The organism is Rivihabitans pingtungensis (genome assembly GCF_003201855.1).
GTDB classification, from domain to species: domain Bacteria; phylum Pseudomonadota; class Gammaproteobacteria; order Burkholderiales; family Aquaspirillaceae; genus Rivihabitans; species Rivihabitans pingtungensis.
The window spans coordinates 1-16,770 of sequence record NZ_QJKI01000020.1 but is presented as its reverse complement, the minus strand read 5'-3'; the positions used below and the strand labels follow the sequence as shown (position 1 = coordinate 16,770).

General features: G+C 58.5%; 12 protein-coding genes and 1 pseudogene. 8 read left to right on the top strand and 5 right to left on the bottom strand.

The window, feature by feature from the left end; all coding sequences use genetic code 11:
- The first annotated feature begins 111 nt into the window (after positions 1-111).
- Complete coding sequence (gene purF / locus DFR34_RS12835; protein WP_110391559.1) at positions 112-1,641, top strand: amidophosphoribosyltransferase; 1,530 nt, start codon at positions 112-114, stop codon at positions 1,639-1,641.
- Between the two features lie 129 nt (positions 1,642-1,770).
- Here the strand turns inward: purF and DFR34_RS12830 are convergent, their stop codons facing one another.
- Positions 1,771-3,078, bottom strand: coding sequence for an NYN domain-containing protein (locus tag DFR34_RS12830; RefSeq protein WP_158281823.1), 1,308 nt, complete (start codon positions 3,076-3,078; stop codon positions 1,771-1,773).
- 297 nt (positions 3,079-3,375) lie between these two features.
- Here DFR34_RS12830 and DFR34_RS12825 point away from each other — a divergent pair, with 297 nt between their 5' ends.
- Entirely contained in the window at positions 3,376-4,365 is a 990-nt protein-coding gene (locus DFR34_RS12825; protein ID WP_211309406.1) for a hypothetical protein, read from the top strand.
- A gap of 112 nt (positions 4,366-4,477) precedes the next feature.
- Here the strand turns inward: DFR34_RS12825 and DFR34_RS12820 are convergent, their stop codons facing one another.
- A complete protein-coding gene (locus tag DFR34_RS12820; RefSeq protein ID WP_146215143.1) occupies positions 4,478-4,849 on the bottom strand; it encodes a hypothetical protein in 372 nt (123 codons plus the stop codon).
- Between the two features lie 391 nt (positions 4,850-5,240).
- On the opposite strand from DFR34_RS12820, the gene DFR34_RS12815 reads away from it, so the two are divergent.
- The 5 genes from DFR34_RS12815 (at position 5,241) to DFR34_RS12795 (ending at position 9,139) form a co-directional block, all read left to right on the top strand.
- Positions 5,241-6,524, top strand: a complete 1,284-nt coding sequence (locus DFR34_RS12815) for a SpoIIE family protein phosphatase (protein WP_110391556.1) — start codon at positions 5,241-5,243, stop codon at positions 6,522-6,524.
- A gap of 49 nt (positions 6,525-6,573) precedes the next feature.
- On the top strand, positions 6,574-7,158 hold the full coding sequence (locus DFR34_RS12810; RefSeq protein ID WP_245906890.1) for a SiaB family protein kinase: 585 nt from the start codon (positions 6,574-6,576) through the stop codon (positions 7,156-7,158).
- A gap of 23 nt (positions 7,159-7,181) precedes the next feature.
- On the top strand, positions 7,182-7,565 hold the full coding sequence (locus tag DFR34_RS12805; RefSeq protein WP_110391555.1) for a DUF1987 domain-containing protein: 384 nt from the start codon (positions 7,182-7,184) through the stop codon (positions 7,563-7,565).
- 133 nt (positions 7,566-7,698) lie between these two features.
- The gene (locus tag DFR34_RS12800; RefSeq protein WP_110391554.1) at positions 7,699-8,298 is read left to right on the top strand and encodes a TetR/AcrR family transcriptional regulator; all 600 of its coding nucleotides are present in this window, start codon (positions 7,699-7,701) and stop codon (positions 8,296-8,298) included.
- 28 nt (positions 8,299-8,326) lie between these two features.
- Positions 8,327-9,139: a crotonase/enoyl-CoA hydratase family protein gene (locus DFR34_RS12795; protein ID WP_110391553.1), complete on the top strand. Its 813-nt coding sequence runs from the start codon at positions 8,327-8,329 to the stop codon at positions 9,137-9,139.
- Positions 9,140-9,253: 114 nt separating this feature from the next.
- On the opposite strand, the gene DFR34_RS12790 is transcribed toward DFR34_RS12795, so the two are convergent.
- On the bottom strand, positions 9,254-12,889 hold the full coding sequence (locus tag DFR34_RS12790) for an FG-GAP-like repeat-containing protein (protein WP_110391552.1): 3,636 nt from the start codon (positions 12,887-12,889) through the stop codon (positions 9,254-9,256).
- Positions 12,890-13,371: 482 nt separating this feature from the next.
- Between DFR34_RS12790 and DFR34_RS12785 the strand changes: the two genes are divergently transcribed.
- Entirely contained in the window at positions 13,372-14,343 is a 972-nt protein-coding gene (locus tag DFR34_RS12785) for a DUF4424 family protein (RefSeq protein ID WP_110391551.1), read from the top strand.
- A 127-nt stretch (positions 14,344-14,470) separates the two neighbouring features.
- Here DFR34_RS12785 and DFR34_RS17900 read toward each other — a convergent pair whose 3' ends face one another.
- On the bottom strand, positions 14,471-15,280 hold the full coding sequence (locus tag DFR34_RS17900) for a methyl-accepting chemotaxis protein (RefSeq protein WP_373277975.1): 810 nt from the start codon (positions 15,278-15,280) through the stop codon (positions 14,471-14,473).
- Positions 15,281-15,298: 18 nt separating this feature from the next.
- A pseudogene (locus tag DFR34_RS17895) lies at positions 15,299-16,486 on the bottom strand (FIST signal transduction protein); the annotation flags it as partial.
- Between the last annotated feature and the right edge of the window lie 284 nt (positions 16,487-16,770).

Here is a 16,770-nt window from a genome sequence, read left to right as displayed (position 1 = left end):
ATATGGCGCCGGTCTTGGCCGGTGTGATCTTTTGCTGGGTTTTTTCGTGGCGGCCACGCGGCCGTCTCATCCGGCGGACAGCGTCCGCCAGCATGTTGGGAATTCTCTGTTATGTGCGGAATTATTGGGGTAGTGGGACAAACGCCGGTCAATCAGCTGCTGTACGATGGCCTGCAAGTGTTGCAGCATCGCGGCCAGGACGCCGCCGGCATTGTCACTGCCAACGGCAACAGCTTTCACATGCACAAGGGCAGCGGCATGGTGCGCGACGTGTTCCGCACCCGCAACATGCGCTCGCTGCTGGGCAAGGCCGGCATTGGCCATGTGCGCTACCCGACGGCCGGTTCGGCCTCCAGCCTGGCCGAGGCGCAGCCGTTTTATGTCAATTCGCCGTTTGGCATCGTGCTGGCGCACAACGGCAATCTGACCAACACCGAGGCGCTCAAGCGCTCGGTGTTCGAAAAAGACCTGCGCCACATCAACACCCAGTCCGATTCGGAAGTGCTGCTGAATGTGTTTGCCCACGAGCTGGAACACTATATCGAAGGCACCCAGCTGTCGGTCGAGGCGATTTTCAAGGGCGTGGCCGGCGTGCATCGCCGCGCCAAGGGCGCTTACGCCGTGGTGGCACTGATTGCCGGCCATGGCCTGGTGGCCTTCCGTGATCCGTGCGGCATCCGCCCGCTGGTGCTGGGCCGCAACGACGCTGGCGAATATATGCTGGCCTCGGAATCGGTGGCGCTGGACTGTTCCGGCTTTACCCTGGTGCGCGATGTGGCGCCGGGCGAAGCGGTGTACATCACCTTCGCCGGCGAGTTGCACAGCCGCCAATGCGCCGAACAGAGCAAGCTGGCGCCGTGCTTGTTTGAATATGTGTATTTTGCCCGCCCGGATTCGATCATCGACGGCGCCTCGGTGCACGCCGCCCGACTGAATATGGGCGAGAAGCTGGCCGAGAAAATCCGCGCGCAGGGCATTGAACTGGACGTGGTGATCCCCATCCCCGACACCAGCCTGCCGTCGGCGCTGGAGCTGGCCAAGTGCCTGAACCTGCCGTTCCGCATGGGCTTCATCAAAAACCGCTATGTTGGCCGCACCTTCATCATGCCGGGCCAGGCGGTGCGCAAAAAGTCGGTGCGCCAAAAGCTCAATCCGATCGCCAGCGAATTTGCCGGCAAGAATGTGCTGCTGGTGGACGATTCCATCGTGCGCGGCACCACCAGCCACGAAATCGTGCAGATGGCGCGCGACGCCGGCGCCAAGAAAGTGTACTTTGCCTCGGCCGCGCCGGCGGTGCGCTTCCCCAATGTGTACGGCATCGATATGCCGACCCGCGCCGAGCTGCTGGCCACCAACCGCGACGACGTGCAGATTGCCGCTGAAATCGGCGCGGATGCGGTGATTTATCAAGACCTGGAAGCGCTCAAGCAAGCCGTCCGCGAGGCCAGCCACCCCGACGCGCTGGCATTGAACGTATTCGAAACCTCGTGCTTTGACGGCCATTACATCACTGGCGACATCGACGAAGCGTTTTTGGCCAATATCGAAGCGCGCCGCAAGGAATCGATGGCCAGCCGCGAAGAATCGCAAGGCATGGTGGATTTGAACTTGAACGTGGCGGAACAGAACCTGGTGCAGTAAGCGCCGCTCACCAAACCCTCCGCTCGCCATCATCACGGCTCTGCCTGAGTGGTGTTGGTGGCGCGATTGGATGAAAGTGCTGTGGCACCCACGCCACGCCATGCCTCGTAAGGCATGGCGTGGCGTTTTTCATGCCGGCAAGGGTTGGCCTGATTCGGCAGGCGCACCCAGCCAGTCGCGCAGAAGCAGCAATTCATCCTGGCTGAGCTGCCATTGGCTGGTGGCACAACGGCGTGCCACGGCATCGGCATAGATGGCTGCCAGTTCGTCGCCCTGCTTGCCGGCATATTGCAGGTTCACTCCGTTGCGCTCCAGCAGGAACAGCATGCCGGTCGCGTCCTGGCGTGACAGGGCAATACCCTGATCCTTGGCATGGTCGCGCAGATTTTTGGACATCTCGTTCAGGCCACTGCCTTGGTGCTGCAAGAGCTCGGCAATGTGCTGGAAGCAGACACGGTATTCCTGCGGACTTAACGGCGGCGTTTCGGTCAGTGCGCAAATCCGGTTGGCCAATTGGATCAGCACCGGGTCGCTGCCCGGGTCGCGCAACCACTCGCCCAGGGTGGCCAGCTCACGCGGGGGCGTGTGCTTGTCGGCTAGGTAAAGATACCCAGGGGCCGCCTGCGAGAAAATCACTCCGTGTTCATAAATATTCACCGCAGTAAAGAAACTGGCCGGGCGACCAAACCCAAACCAGTTATTGGCCTCACTGCCAAAATTTTCACGCAGGATTTCAATCACCTTGGCGGAAGGAATGGCATGTGAGGCATTTTGCAGCGCCTCAATCAATACCTGGATCACGGCCTGGTTTTTTTCTTCACTTAACCATTCCGGGGCCGCTGGCGCTGGCACCACTGCCTGGCGCACCGGCCGGGCGGGATATTCGGCGCGTGGCGTCGGAGCATAATATTGCGAATGCTCGTTTTGCATATATGCCTGATTTCCGGCATAGCCTTGCATTTTGTCCAGCAGCTCGGTCAGCTGCAGGATTTCATCTGCTGATGCCCGATAGGCGCCCGACGTCATGCCGGCCAGCACCACGCAGGTCTGACGGTCGTATTCCCGCAGTTTCTGCAGCACCGGTGTGAAGTCCGAGTCGGCTGAAAACAGCATGAATTCTTCGAAATGGGTTGGATGCATCAAGCGATCGACAATGTCGATGGTCATGTGCATGTCGGCCAGTGTCTTGCCCTGTTTGGTGATGGGTGGGCAGTCGATGACATCGAACGCAGAATAAATAAAATAAGAGCGATATTCCTCGAACGACGACGGATTCATGTAACAGCGACGAATCAGAAAACGGCGGTCGGTGCTTTCCAACTGTTTCAGCCACTCGGCTGGCCGTTTGGCAAAACAATCCGCCAAACTCGGGTCGATGGCTTTCAGACATAAAAATACATTGTCAAAATCGACAAATAGCGCAGTTTTTTTAGGCACACGATGATCCTTGCAAAAAAGTCCGGCAAGCTGGGGATGGTAGCAACAAGCCGGGGGAATGGCAATCCAATTTAATCAATTGGATTAAGTGGCACGGATGCCGTAAGCGGTTGAATGTGTGAGCTACCGTAAATATACCTATTGGTTTGCTCATGATTTGCCAATCTCTCGACAAACCTAAAAATGCAAAAAGCATTCTCTCAGGATGAACAGGGCAACGGCAGGCAGTTTGTCATCGGCGTGTCGCTGGCCTGCCGTATGATGGTGGACACTTTCTTGCACGCACAGGAGACTCTCATGCGCATTTCCCTTTTGCTGGCCAGCTTGTTGACGGCCACACTGGCTCAGGCGGCGCCACCAGTATTCAGTTTTGGCGCCTGGGGTGACATGCCTTACGCCAAGAATCAGGATGCCACGCAGACTGAAGCGGTGATTCGTAGCCTCAATCAGTCGGATATCCGGTTCTCTTTGTACGACGGCGACATCAAGGATGGCAGTTCGTCATGTGATGATGCCACCTTTACCCGCGCCGCAGCCATGTTCAACCGCCTGAAAAAACCATTGATCTACGCGGTGGGCGACAACGAATGGACCGATTGCCATCGCCTGAACAACGGCGGTTATGACCCACTGGAGCGCCTGGCGCGGCTGCGTCAGGTGCTGGCCAACCAGCCGGACAGTTTTGGCCAAACCCGGCTGGCACTCATCCGTCAGGGGCCATTGGGCGGCAAATTTGCCGAGAACGTCCGCTTCAGTTACGGCGGCGTGGTGTTCATCGGCCTGAACGTGCCGGGCAGCAACAATAATCTGGTGCTGAGCGACAAAGAGTGCACGCACAAGAGCGCACGCACCCTGGCGCAGTGCCAGGCGGGCAATGCCGAGTATGCCGAGCGGGACGCTGCCAATATCGATTGGCTGCGCAGCGGCTTTGCCCAGGCCGGCCAGCAGCATGCGGCCGGTGTGGTGGTGTTTTTTCAGGCCGACCCCGGTTTTGACCTGCCAGAAACCGAAGACGTGGATGAAAGCACCCTGCCGCAGTACAAGGGCTATCGTGCCCTGATGCAGGCACTGACCGGGCTGACCGAGCAGTACGCTGGCCAGGTATTGCTAGTGCACGGTGACACCCATTTCTTCAAGGTGGACAAGCCGCTGTACAGCCCGACCCGGGTGCTGCCCAATCTGACCCGGCTGGAAACGTTTGGCAGCCCGGTCAATCACTGGGTACGGGTGACGGTGGACACACGCCAGCCAGAAGTGTTCACCCTCACGCCAGTGATGGTGCGCTGACGTGATTGTCGGTGATGGACATAGGCAAAGGCAATAAAGTTCCGGCACGAGCGGTCGGATGGCGACAGAAATGTCGCATTCCTGCATGGCCGTCAACAGCGGGCGCTGGGCTTTATGCCCAGCCGCCCCGGCGCAGGCACAATTTGGGTTCGCCGTGCAGGTCGGGACGGGTGTTCAGATAAAACCCTTCTGTCGGGTACTGACTGGCCACATAGACGTAGCGTTGCTGACTGCTGTGCTGGCTGTCGTAGCGGATGCGCAAGGTGCCTTGTTCCTGATCTACCCGATATACGCCGCGTACCTCATCCGGCTCGCCAGCCTGCTGCGGGCGCAACAGATAGCTGCCATCGCGCGCCAGGGCCAGGCTGAAATCACCACACTGCCAGTCTCCAGCCAGATGCAGGTTTTCGGGGCGGCAGCCGCTCAGGATGATCAGGCAGCACAAGGCGGTAAGGCGGAGGGTCCAGCAAGGAGTGGGAATCATGACAGACAGGGCTCGGCACGTGTTGGAACCGCTGACAAAACCCGCCTGCTGTTGTTGCACGGCCTGCCGGCTGTACGCCCGGCCAGGATTGCTGCGCTGAGTTTTGTGAGCAACGTTGACTATTTGACAGTGTAGATAACTACGTAGTTTTACGTAATAAAATAACAGTCCCTGCCATTCTTTTAACACATTGTTGTCGCTTTTCGCATATTTTTCTTGCCTGGCATGTCTGGCACGATGGCGCCCAGGCGGATTTTTTGCACCTGCAACATATTTTCGTCACATCCAGTTCGTAGCATGGCCGTGTCTTCCCCACCTTATCCCGTATCCGCGCCGCCGGCCGGCGCCCACCAGGCGCCCTCGACGCGCGGCTTGATATGGAGCTGCCGCCATGCCGAATACCGCTGTTCCTTCCCGTCTTACCGCCACCCGCCGCTCTGCCAGCCAGGTTCGTCCTGGCATCAACGGTCGTTCGCTGGCTGGCCATCTGGCGCAAAACTGCCCAGTGGCCTCGCCTGAGGACACCAATGAACAGGTGCTGCACTTGTTCTCCGAACATCAGCACGTTGGTGCGCTGCCGGTGGTGGAAAACGGCCGGCCGATGGGCATCATCAACCGCAACCAGTTCATGAGCCAACTGGCCAAGCCGTTTCACCGCGAGCTGTACGCTCGCAAGAGCTGCATCGCCTTCATGAACCACTCACCGCTGGTGGTCGAGCATGATGTCAGCTTGCAGGATCTGAGTTTCATGGCGGTGGCCAACGGCGAAAAAGCCCTGGCTGATGGTTTTATCATCACCCGTGACCAGCAATACATCGGGATTGGCGCCGGGGTGGATCTGGTCAAAGCGATAGCCGATCTGCAAGCAGAAAAAAACCGCCTGGTGATGGAATCCATCAACTACGCCAGCGTGATCCAGAAATCGTTTTTGCGCAGCAGCCGCGAGGACATGGCCGCCGCGCTGAATGACTATTTCATGCACTGGGAGCCACGCGATGTGGTGGGCGGCGATTACTACTATTTTGTCAAACACGACGACGGGTTTTTCTGCGCGGTGATCGACTGCACCGGCCACGGCGTGCCCGGCGCCTTCATGACGCTGATCATCGCCTCGGCGCTGAATCAGGTGCTGAAAGAAACCGACCTGCACAACCCGGCTGCCGCACTGGCCGAGGTCAACCGCACGGTCAAGCAGTCGCTGGGGCAGTTTGATGGTGGCCGCCAGGGCATGGACGACGGCGGCGAAATGCACTCGGACGACGGCATGGATACGGCATTCTGCTGGGTGGATCACCGTAGCCGCACGCTGACCTTTGCGGGCGCCAAAACGCCGCTGTTCATCCTGCCGCCGGGGGCGGAAGACCTGGAGGTGATCAAGGGTGATAAAAAAGGCGTGGGCTATATTGACACCCCCATGGATTACGCCTGGGAAAACCAGACCCTCAGCCTGAAGCCTGGTAGCCGGGTGTACATCACTACCGATGGCATCATCGATCAGATTGGCGGCCCCAAGCAGATTGCCTTTGGCAAGAAGCGGCTGAAAAAAGCCATCATGGAATGCGCCAGCAAATCGATGGAGCAGCAAAAAGCCCACATCATGGACACCTTTTACAAATACCAGGGCGAGCATCTGCGCCGTGATGACGTCAGTATTTTTGGTTTCCGTCTGGATTAAACCCGGATACCGGGTTCACTGAATCGTAATATCACAAAGGCACACTGAGATGACCGAGCATACCCTGCGAGTCAATGACATGTTGCAAAGTGAGATCAACAGCTTTCGCGAACTGGAGCGAAAGTGCAATGTGATCTTTTATTACTCTGGCCTGTTTTCCCAGAACATCGTCGCTGCCATGGCCGAAGCGCTGAAACAACGGCTGGCGCACTCCGGCAACAAGGCTGCCACCCAGCGCAAGGTGTTTTCCACCTTTATCGAGATGGCGCAGAACGTGATTCATTATTCTGCCGACACCTTCAGTGATGTTGACCAGCAGGACGACGAGCTGCGCCATGGCGCGGTGTGGATTGGCGAGAGTGAAGGCAAGTTCTTCATCGTCTGCGGCAATCCGGTGGCGGCCAGCCGGGCCCCGCGCATGCGCGACCGGCTGAATGCCCTGCAAAGCATGTCGCAGGAAGAAATCAAGGCGGCCTACAAAACCCAGCTGCGCAGCGAGAACGAAGCCGGCAGCAAGGGCGCTGGCCTGGGCTTTCTGACCGTGGCCCGCGATGCCTCCGAGCCGATTGAGTTCCATTTTGACGAACAGCCCGACGGCAAGACGGCGATGTTCTACCTGAAAGCCAAATTCTGATTCACGCCTCCAAGAGCCCAATCATGGAAAACCTGTATATCCCCGCCACCGCCAGCGAGCCGGAAGTGGACTTTCGCTTTGACACCCACTCCCTGACGCTGAAGGGTGAATCCTTTCCGGAAAATGCCGCCGCTTTTTATGTGCCGGTGATTGCCGCCGTGGAAAGCTATCTGGCCGGCCGCAGCGACACCACCATTCAGGTGAATGTCACCCTGGCTTACTTCAATAGCTCCAGCACCAAGATGCTGTTTTCGCTGTTTGAAATCCTCAATAACGCCGTGCTGTCGGGCAATATTGTGGTGCTCAACTGGTTTTACGACGAAGACGACGACACCATTCTGGAGTTTGGTCAGGAAATCGCCGACGACTTTGCCGCCCTGGAGTTTCGTCCGCAAGCGCTGGTGTAAACAGCGCCCCCCCCTGGCTACGCCGGGGAAACCAGGCTGTGTGGTGTGCAGGGGCGCAGGCGAGTTGTGGCTGCACCCGCACCGCCCCGGCATGGAATTTGACAACTTACCTATCAATAAGTAAATTCGCGGCATGACTGCTTCTGCACTGCCGCCGCCGGACGACGACCGGCAAGACACTAAAAAGCGCATTCTCGACATGGCCGAGGATCTGCTGCTCACCCGTGGCTTCAACGCCTTCAGCTACCAGCATATTTCCAGCGAGCTGGGCATGAAGAACGCCGCCATTCACTACCATTACCCGAAAAAAAACGACCTGGGCGTGGCGGTGATCCAGCGCTATCGCCGGCGTTTTCAGCGCTTTGTCGATGGCCAGGCCGGCCAATCGGCCCGCGCCCAGCTGGAAGCGTATTTTCAGCTGTCCACCCGTTACTACCAGCACAACCAGCAAATCTGCCCCAGCGGCGTGCTCAGCGCCGAGTTTCATGTGCTGCCGTCAGACATGCAAGCCGAAGCCCTGGCCTTTGTCGCCGAAATGCGCGATTGGGCCACTCGCATTCTGCAACACGGCCTGGCCAGCGGGGAGTTTCACTTTGCCGGCGACGCCCGCGCCATGGCGGCGGTGATGTTTGCCGCCCTGCAAGGCGGCCTGCAACTGGCCCGGCTGGATGCCGCCATCCTGGACGACCTGAAGCGCCAGCTGTGTGCGCTGCTGGGTCTGCCGCCTTGCTGATTCACCTTGACCACAGGAACGCCCACCCATGACCGACGCCTGCCTGAGCCGCCACCTTGCCGACGGCATCGCCACCCTGACGCTGAACCGCCCGGACAAATCCAACGCCTTTGACCAGGACATGTGGCGCGCGCTGCGCGAGGCGCTGCAATGGGCCGACGACACCCCCGAGGTGCGCGTGGTGGTGCTGACCGGCGCGGGCAAAAACTTTTGCGCCGGCATTGATCTGGCCATGCTGCTGAACATCCAGCAAGCCATCCACCAAGAATGCGAGGGCCGCAAGCGCGAGGCGCTGCGCCGGCTGATCCTGCAACTGCAAGACGATATCTCCAGCCTGGAGCGCTGCCGCAAGCCGGTGATCGCCGCCATCCACGGCGCCTGCATCGGCGGCGGCATTGATCTGGTCACCGCCGCCGACATCCGCTTTGCCAGCACCGACGCTTACTTTGCCGTGCGCGAAATCGACATGGGCATGACTGCCGACGTGGGCACGCTGCAACGGCTGCCGCGCATTGTCGGCGAAGGCGTGGCGCGCGAGCTGTGCCTGACCGGCCGACGCATCGACGCCGCCGAAGCCGCGCAGCTCAAATTGGTCAATCAGGTGTTCGACAGCCAGGACGCGCTGCTGGCCCACGCCCGCCAGGTGGCGGCCAGCATCGCCGGCAAATCGCCGCTGGCGGTGCGCGGGACAAAACAGGTGCTGAACTACAGCCGCGACCACAGCGTGGCCGACAGCCTGGAGTACGTGGCCAACTGGAACGCCGCCATGCTGTTATCCAACGATATTCAGCAGGCGGTGATGGCCAGCATGAGCAAGCGCACCGCGCAGTTTGCCGACTGATCAACCATCAAGGTCAGGGCGCCCCGGCGGCGACCAACTCATCTTCACAAAAAACCCCCGCCAGGCAGATGCCTGACGGGGGTTTTTGCATGGGCAGCGGCTACCCCGTGCGGCTTACATCTTCACAAAGGCCAGATCGCTGAAGCTGACTGTCTGCACCCCGGTCAGCTTGATGGCCAAATCACCGCTGGCAAACGTGGTGGCATTGCTCTGATCCAGCACCAGATAGGTGTCGCCAGAGAAACTAAACACCGTCACCTTGGGTGTGGTTGCAGCAGTGGCGCTGCTGCTGGCCTGGTTGAGCAGGCTGCTCAGCGTGGCCCCGGTGCCCGGCGTCAGGGTGGTGACGCTGGTGGGCAAGGTGACGCTGGCGCCCAGGGTGAGCTTGATTTTGTCCGCCCCGTGCACAAAGTCGGTGATGTTCAGGGTATTGGCCCCGCTGCTGTGGTCGCCCACATAGCCCTGGGTCATCCAGAACACATCCGATCCCGCGCCACCGGTCAGGGTGATCTGGCCGGTCAGCACGCGTGGTGCGCCTGTGCTGCTGGTATGCGTCACCGGGGCCAGAACATCATTGCCGGCTCCACCTTCCAGTGTGTCATCCCCGCCTTGCCCAATCAGTTGGTCGTTTCCATCGCGCCCCTGCAACAGATTGCTGCCGGTATTGCCCAGGATATAGTTGGCCAATGCGTTGCCCAGACCGTTGATATTGCCGGTTCCGGTCAGTGTCAGGTTTTCGACATCATCACTGACGGTGGACAGTGAGCCATAGTTAGGCACCAGAAATTCACCGTATTGCAAAGAGAAGGTGACGCTGGATTTGACCGTATCGATGCCGGCGTTGCTGTCTTCGATGACGGCGTTGTTCAGATTGTTGATGATGTAGGTGTCGTTGCCAGTACCGCCATACAGCCCCGACTGCACATCGCCCACCGAGGCATCCAGCGTGTCATTGCCGTCATCGCCATACACATAGGAGCCATAATTGCCGGATGCCGTGAAGCCATTAACATAAATCGTGTCATTGCCTGCGCCGCCGTGGACGATCTCCGTCGCCCCCATATCATTGCCCTGAGAGTAAATGATATCATTGCCGGCACCGCCGTCAATCAGCGCATCTTGTCCGGTCGAGCCATAGATCAGATTGTTTAGCGCATTGCCGACCAGGGTCAGCCCAATGGCCGTGGCACGCATGTTTTCCACATTGTCGGCCATGGTGTAACTGACTGAGGTAAATACTACATCCACGCCTTCGCCGGCCAGCTCAATGATTTGATCCCCCGCGTTGTCGAGATAGTAGGTATCGCTGCCCTGGCCGCCAACCAAGGTATCCGCCCCCTGTTTGCCATCCAGTACATCGTTACCGTCCAGCCCGGTCAGCATATTGTCACCCGTGTTGCCATTCATGGTATTGGCCAGGGCATTGCCGGTGCCGGAGAGGTTGGCGCTACCTTGCAGGTTCAAGCCTTCTACATTGGCAGACAATACATAGGATGCTGAGGCATACACAATATCCACCCCGCCAGTGACATCTTCACTGATTACATCGTCGCTGTTGTCCACATAGTAAATATCGTTGTCGGCACCACCAGCCAGCGAGTCCACCCCCAAGCCTCCGGTCAAGGTGTCTTTGCCTGCCCCGCCCAGCAGGGTGTCATTACCATTACCCCCGTTCAGCACATCATTGCCATTGCCACCGTCGATCAAGTTGGCGCCACTATTACCGGCAATGCTGTTATTCAGGGCATTGCCAATGATGTCCAGATTGTAGCTGCCGCTAGCAGTGTAGTTAGCCTGCGTAACACCCAGCGTATAAACGCCGCTGGTTGTCTGATTGCTGACGGCAAAGTTGCTGATGCTGGAGGCATCATTGCCTGTGATATCTTGTACCGCGTTGACATCATTGCTGCTGCTGGGGTCGGTGTAGCTGACGCTGACGGTTTGTGCCGGCAGGACGGCGGTGGCCAGGGTCAGGGTAATGGTTTTGGCGCTGGCATTGACTACCGGGCTACCGGTCAGTGCAGCGGCCACGCCGTTGACCTTCACCGAGTAAGCGCTTAATGGTGCGGTGGCACTGGCATCCAGCGCATTGGCGTCGTTCAGTGTCAGCACCACGGTGGCGCCATTGACGCTGGCGCTGGCAAAGGTGGGTGCCGTGGTGTCCGAGGCAGTAGTGCTGTTCAGCCACACGCCGACCTCACCTGACATCAAGGCGGTCACCACGTCCAGTTTGCCATCCTGATTGACGTCACCCAGTGCGACATCCACCGACCCCGTCACGGCGCCGGGCAGGTTGACTGGAGTGGAAAACGTGCCGGTGCCGGTATTGAGCAACACCTGTGGGCTGCCCATATCCGTGGCAACAACAATGTCTTGGTTCCCATCCTGGTTCACATCGCCCACGGCCAAACTGGTGACCATCCCCAGGCCGTTCAGGGCGTTGAATGTCGCGGCGCCAAACGTCCCATTGCCTTGATTCAGGCGCACTGTCACGGTCTGGATGCTGTCGATGGCGCTGATCATGTCCAGCTTGCCGTCATGATTGACATCCGCCAGGGCCAATGCATCGCCATCGGTATTGTTGAACGAGGATGAGGGATAAATCTGGCTCAGCGTCAGCCCGTTGGCGCTGCCAAACGACACGGAAGTCCGGCCGTCACTCCGCGTTGTCACCAGATCTGCGTAGCCATCCTGATTCAGATCGGCGGCCTCGATGTGTTGGACCACATTCACGCCGGCGGTTTCGATGGCCAGCGAGGTGGGTGTGCTGGCAAAGGCGCCATTGCCGGTGCCGGTCAGCACACTGATTGTGGTCTGACCGTTGGACTCGCCTGCCAGCACCAGATCCATTTTGCCATCGCCATTGACGTCGGCCACGGTAAAATCATCCCAGGCCAGTAAATTGGCTACACCATTCAACGGTTTGGCATAAGCCGTGTATTGACCCGTGCCAGCTCCCCAGGAAATCACCAAGTCTTTAGATGGCATGGTTGTCATGGCCACAAAGTCCAGATGTCCATCGCTGTTCATATCCGCCAGCCGGGTGTGTTGAGAAACCCCATTGGCTGCGCCAGGCAGATTAAATACTGCGGTGAAGGTGCCGGTGCCACCACCATCGTTCAGCAGGGTGCTTGTCAGATTTTCCGCGCCATACATATCCCGGCTGGCCGCTTGAATATCTACCAAGCCATCTTCGTTCAAATCGCCCAGGTTCACGGATTGTGCTGCCTCACCACGCTCGGCGTCTTGGTAGAACGCTGGCGAGATAAAGGACGGCTGGGTCGGCAGTGTGTGTTCATACGCTTCGCGCGCCTTAATGGCAAACGGCGGCACAATGGCCGGGGTCAGTGCCCAATAGCCATTGCCAATCAGGCGCTCGCTGGCCGCTACTCGTGCCCCGGTTGCCTGGGCCAATGCATGCACAAACGCCTTGCCTGCCTCGCCTTCACCCGTACGGCAAGACCAGAACGCCAGATCCAGATCGCGCTGGGCGGCGCCATCAAAACGGCGGACAAAATCAGCTGCGGTGAGTCGCTGGCCAGCAAATGCCACTGCACCCGGTTCACCGTGTGCCAGCACATGCAACTGGCGCAAGCCAGGCGTGGCCAGGGCCTGCCAGAATGCCGTCAATGCCTGTACCGCGCTGGTGACACGGACAACCTGCATCCGGGTGGGCAGATCCGCCAGCAGCACGTTCAGGTCGGTCAGGGTGCCGTCGGCAATCAATATGTTTTGCTGGGTCAGGGGCATGAAAAATATCCTTGTGTGACAATGTGTTGAAGTGGGGTTTGTGTGATAAGCAAGAGAATGTTTCGGTGCGATGCCAAGCTAGTGCCTTGGGCGTGGCTTTTGTAATGAATTGAAATTGACGTCAGTCCGCGTGTTGAGTTGCATGTCGGATGAGATAAAATGTTTCAGGTGAGTCACAATTCAATCAAGGTGTTATGGGTTTTTCATATTAAAACCAAAAATGATTTTTATGTAACAGCATGATTTACATGTAAAAAATACTTTTCACGTCAGACAAAAAGACTTTTGTCCTTGATTGTATCGCAAGGTTTTTTGCGGCTCAATATGCGATGACATCTATCGTTTATTGGTTGAGGCTATTTTATGGGTGGGCGTCCGTGTAGGGGTGACGGGGTTTTTATACGTGCTGATTGATGCGTGCCATATAAAAATACGCTAAGCTGGCGTCCAACTTCGCTACCACCCTTGAGCTGGCTTTTATCATGATCCGCCATATTCTTTCTGGCATGGCTGTGCTCGCCACGCTATGCCTTTGCAGTGCATCTTTCGCCAATGACTCCACCTTTGGCGAGGACAACGGCACCATCGTCTTCAAACAGCAAGCCGACATCAGCATGGACAAAGAAGTGCTGCTGATTAGCGAGAAACAGGTGAAGGTCGATTATGTGTTCACTAACCACAGCGCGCAGACACTCACCCTGCCCGTGGCCTTCCCGATGCCACAAGAGCGTTTTGGTGATATGTTTTATGATCGGATCACCCAGTTTCGACTCTGGGTGAATGGCCAGCGCCAATCCACCACACAACGCATGGTGGTATTGCTCAACGGAAAGACAGATGTCACCCAACAAATCTATGACCTGGGCTGGACGCTGGATGACCTGAGATATTATCTGGGGCAGGATGAGCCGGTTCTGGGCTGGCGGCCCAAACGTGGCAAACCGCTGCCACTGGCCTGGCGCGGCGAGCCGCCGTATGACCCAAAGTTAACCATTCATGAATATTTCACCTGGCAGCAAACTTTTCCGGCGGGGCAGTCTGTTGCCATCAGCCATGCTTACAAGCCCAGTCTCTACACCAGCGTTCCGTACACTGCCAGAAGTACCATCGAGACATGGCAAAAGCTAGCCTGCCTGGATGCCGAGGCGCGCACGGCCATTCACCGCCTGGAACGGCATATTGATCGGCGGGCAGACCCTGATCACACGCCAACGATCTTGTGGTCAGGACTCAGCTATATCCTGACCACCGGCAATCACTGGCGTGGGCCGATCAAAGACTTTACCTTGATCCTGAAAAAGGAGCTGCCGTCCGATCTGATCAGCCTGTGCCTGGACGGAAAATTCACGGCGACTGATCCACTGACGCTGACCCTGCACGAGCAGAACTTTGTGCCCAAAGCCAATCTGGATGTGCTGTTTGTGCGGCGGGACAGATATATGAAATCCCGTTAACCGCTTATTGGCACGGATACCCCAGCCGGCTGCGAATATGTCAAAAAGATTTTTGCGTGTCAAACCGCCAGAGAAACCTGCATAAAAAAGCGCCGGGCAAGGCCAGCGCGGGAGGGGTGAGCGGCGCTTAATGCGCCATGTCACTGCGTTCCAGCAGCAGAATGCCCGCCATTTCTTGATCGACTTTCTGCATATGCTGATACAGCGATTCGGTATGCGCGAGCATCGCCTCGACGTCGCCCTTGCCTTGCCGTGCGGCGGCGGCCAGCTGTTGCAGAGTATCCAGCGTGTCGCCCATGCGCTCGGCAAAGCCACCCACCAGCTCGCCCACCTGGTGAATCTGGCTGCTGACCTGCTCGATTGAGCGCAACACATTGTCGATCGAGCCGCCGGTGGTTTCCAGATTGGACTGGGTGTTGTTGGCCAGCTTGCGCACTTCATCGGCCACCACGGCAAAACCTCGGCCGGCTTCGCCGGCGCGCGCGGCCTCAATGGCGGCGTTCAAGGCCAGCAGATTGGTCTGTTCGGCGATTTTCTTGATCATACCCAGCACATTGCCAATTTGCCCGGCGTGCTCGGCCAGCTCGCCAATTTGCTGACGCACCGATTCGGTCGAGCGGGCGCCGTCGCTGACATGGGTGCTGAAATCACGCAGCCGGGTTTCGATGCTTTCCAGTTGCTCAATCTGCGTCTGCGCATTGCCACGGAAGGCCGGCAGGGTTTCGCCCAGCTCGGTGGCCAGGGTTTTGTAGCCCTGCAAATCCTGGATGATCTGGCTTTTCATGCCGCTGATCACCGTGCTGCGCGACAGCTCGCGGCGGAAAAAGTAATTTTTGTAATTGGCGTAATGCAGGGTGAACTGATCGACAAACTCATCGCGGAAACCCTGGCTGGCCGGGTAGAAAAACACCGCCGTCAGGGTCTGGTTGATATTCACCCCCAAGAGCTCGCCAAAAGTGGAAAACCCAGCCACCGGCACATCGCCATACACCTGGGCGCGAGCGAGCTGGGCAGCGTTGTTCAGCCGGCGCAAAATGCAGTCGGACAAAATCCCGCCCACTGGCGCCGGTTTGTTCTGGCTGAAGGTACGGTAGTCATTGGCGGTCTTGCTGACAAAATCCACCGCCTTGAGCAGGTGCAGGGTTTCACCAAAGGCGATGTCACAGGCAAAGTGCAGCTTGCGCGTTTGCCGGTTGATTTGCAGCACCGAGCGCACAAAGATTTCGCCATTGATCTTGATGCCGAAAGTATGGTTTTGCAGCTTGCCGTCCAGCTCGTCCTCGCGGCAATGAAAATGCTGGCACAGCTCGCCGATCATGTCGCGCACTTCGCCGGTTTTTTGCTCCAGCACTGAATCCACCGTGCGCAGCTCGGTATTGGCGCCGGCAATCAGGAAAGATTTACCGGTTTCTTCAAAGTTCTGGGTTTTGAACACCCCATAACGATACGCCGGGGTGAGCTTGATAAAGCACAGCAGCGCGTGGTTTTCGCGGGTTTGCTGGCCGTCATTCAGCCGGGTGTGGCTGAAATCCAGCAAGCCGCCGGCCGAGCCGCCAACAAACAGATACGGAAAGCGGTTGGATTCGTACACCGCTTCCATCAAAAAACTCTCGCTATTGGACAGCCCATCCACCAGGGTCAGCACAAAGCCTTCTTCCGCGCGCATCGAGAACGGCACCGACAATTGGCCCAGCGTGCGCGCCAGCTGCGCCACCCGCGCATCGTGGCGCAGCTTGGGCGCGCCCTGGCGGATGTCCTCACAGCCCAGCGGCACATTGGCCACATGCGCCTGCTCGATGATGGCCTCGCTGAACAGCTGCAACACCACGCCCTGCCAGCCTTGCGGGGTGTCCTGGTACAGCGCATCGCCCGCCCGCGTGGCGCACAGCTCGCCCGCCGTGCTGGTCAGCACCACGGCCGCGCGCGGAAAGCGCTCGCGCACGCTGCGCGCCACGGCGTCCATATTGGCGTTGGGGCTGACATAGCCCAATGCCAGCCGCACGCGCGGCTCGGGCTGGGCAGGCAGCGCCTGTGCCAATTGCCCGGCCTGGGCACGGATCACTTGCACGGGGGGAAGGGCGTCGGCGCGCGCGCCAGACGCGGGCGCACCGTCGTCAACGGCTTTTTTGCGGAAGAACAACATCTCGGCCTCACTTGGTGGGTGGTGTGTATGCCGGCGCTTCATGGTGGCGCCGTGCATTGGCCGGACGGGCCGGCCTGGCCCGGACAAGAGGGCCGCCGGGCCGGAAAGCATACGCAGCATGCCAGCAGAAGCAGATGGCATACATATTGACGCTAGAGCATGTTCTGAACCATCCCAACAACATCAGGAAGGTGCGGCAGCATCAACATGGCAAACGCCACGTAATGTAATCCAGCCAGCGTCTGCGGCAGCTTCTCGTAAGCTCTGGCCAAACGCCGGAAGCG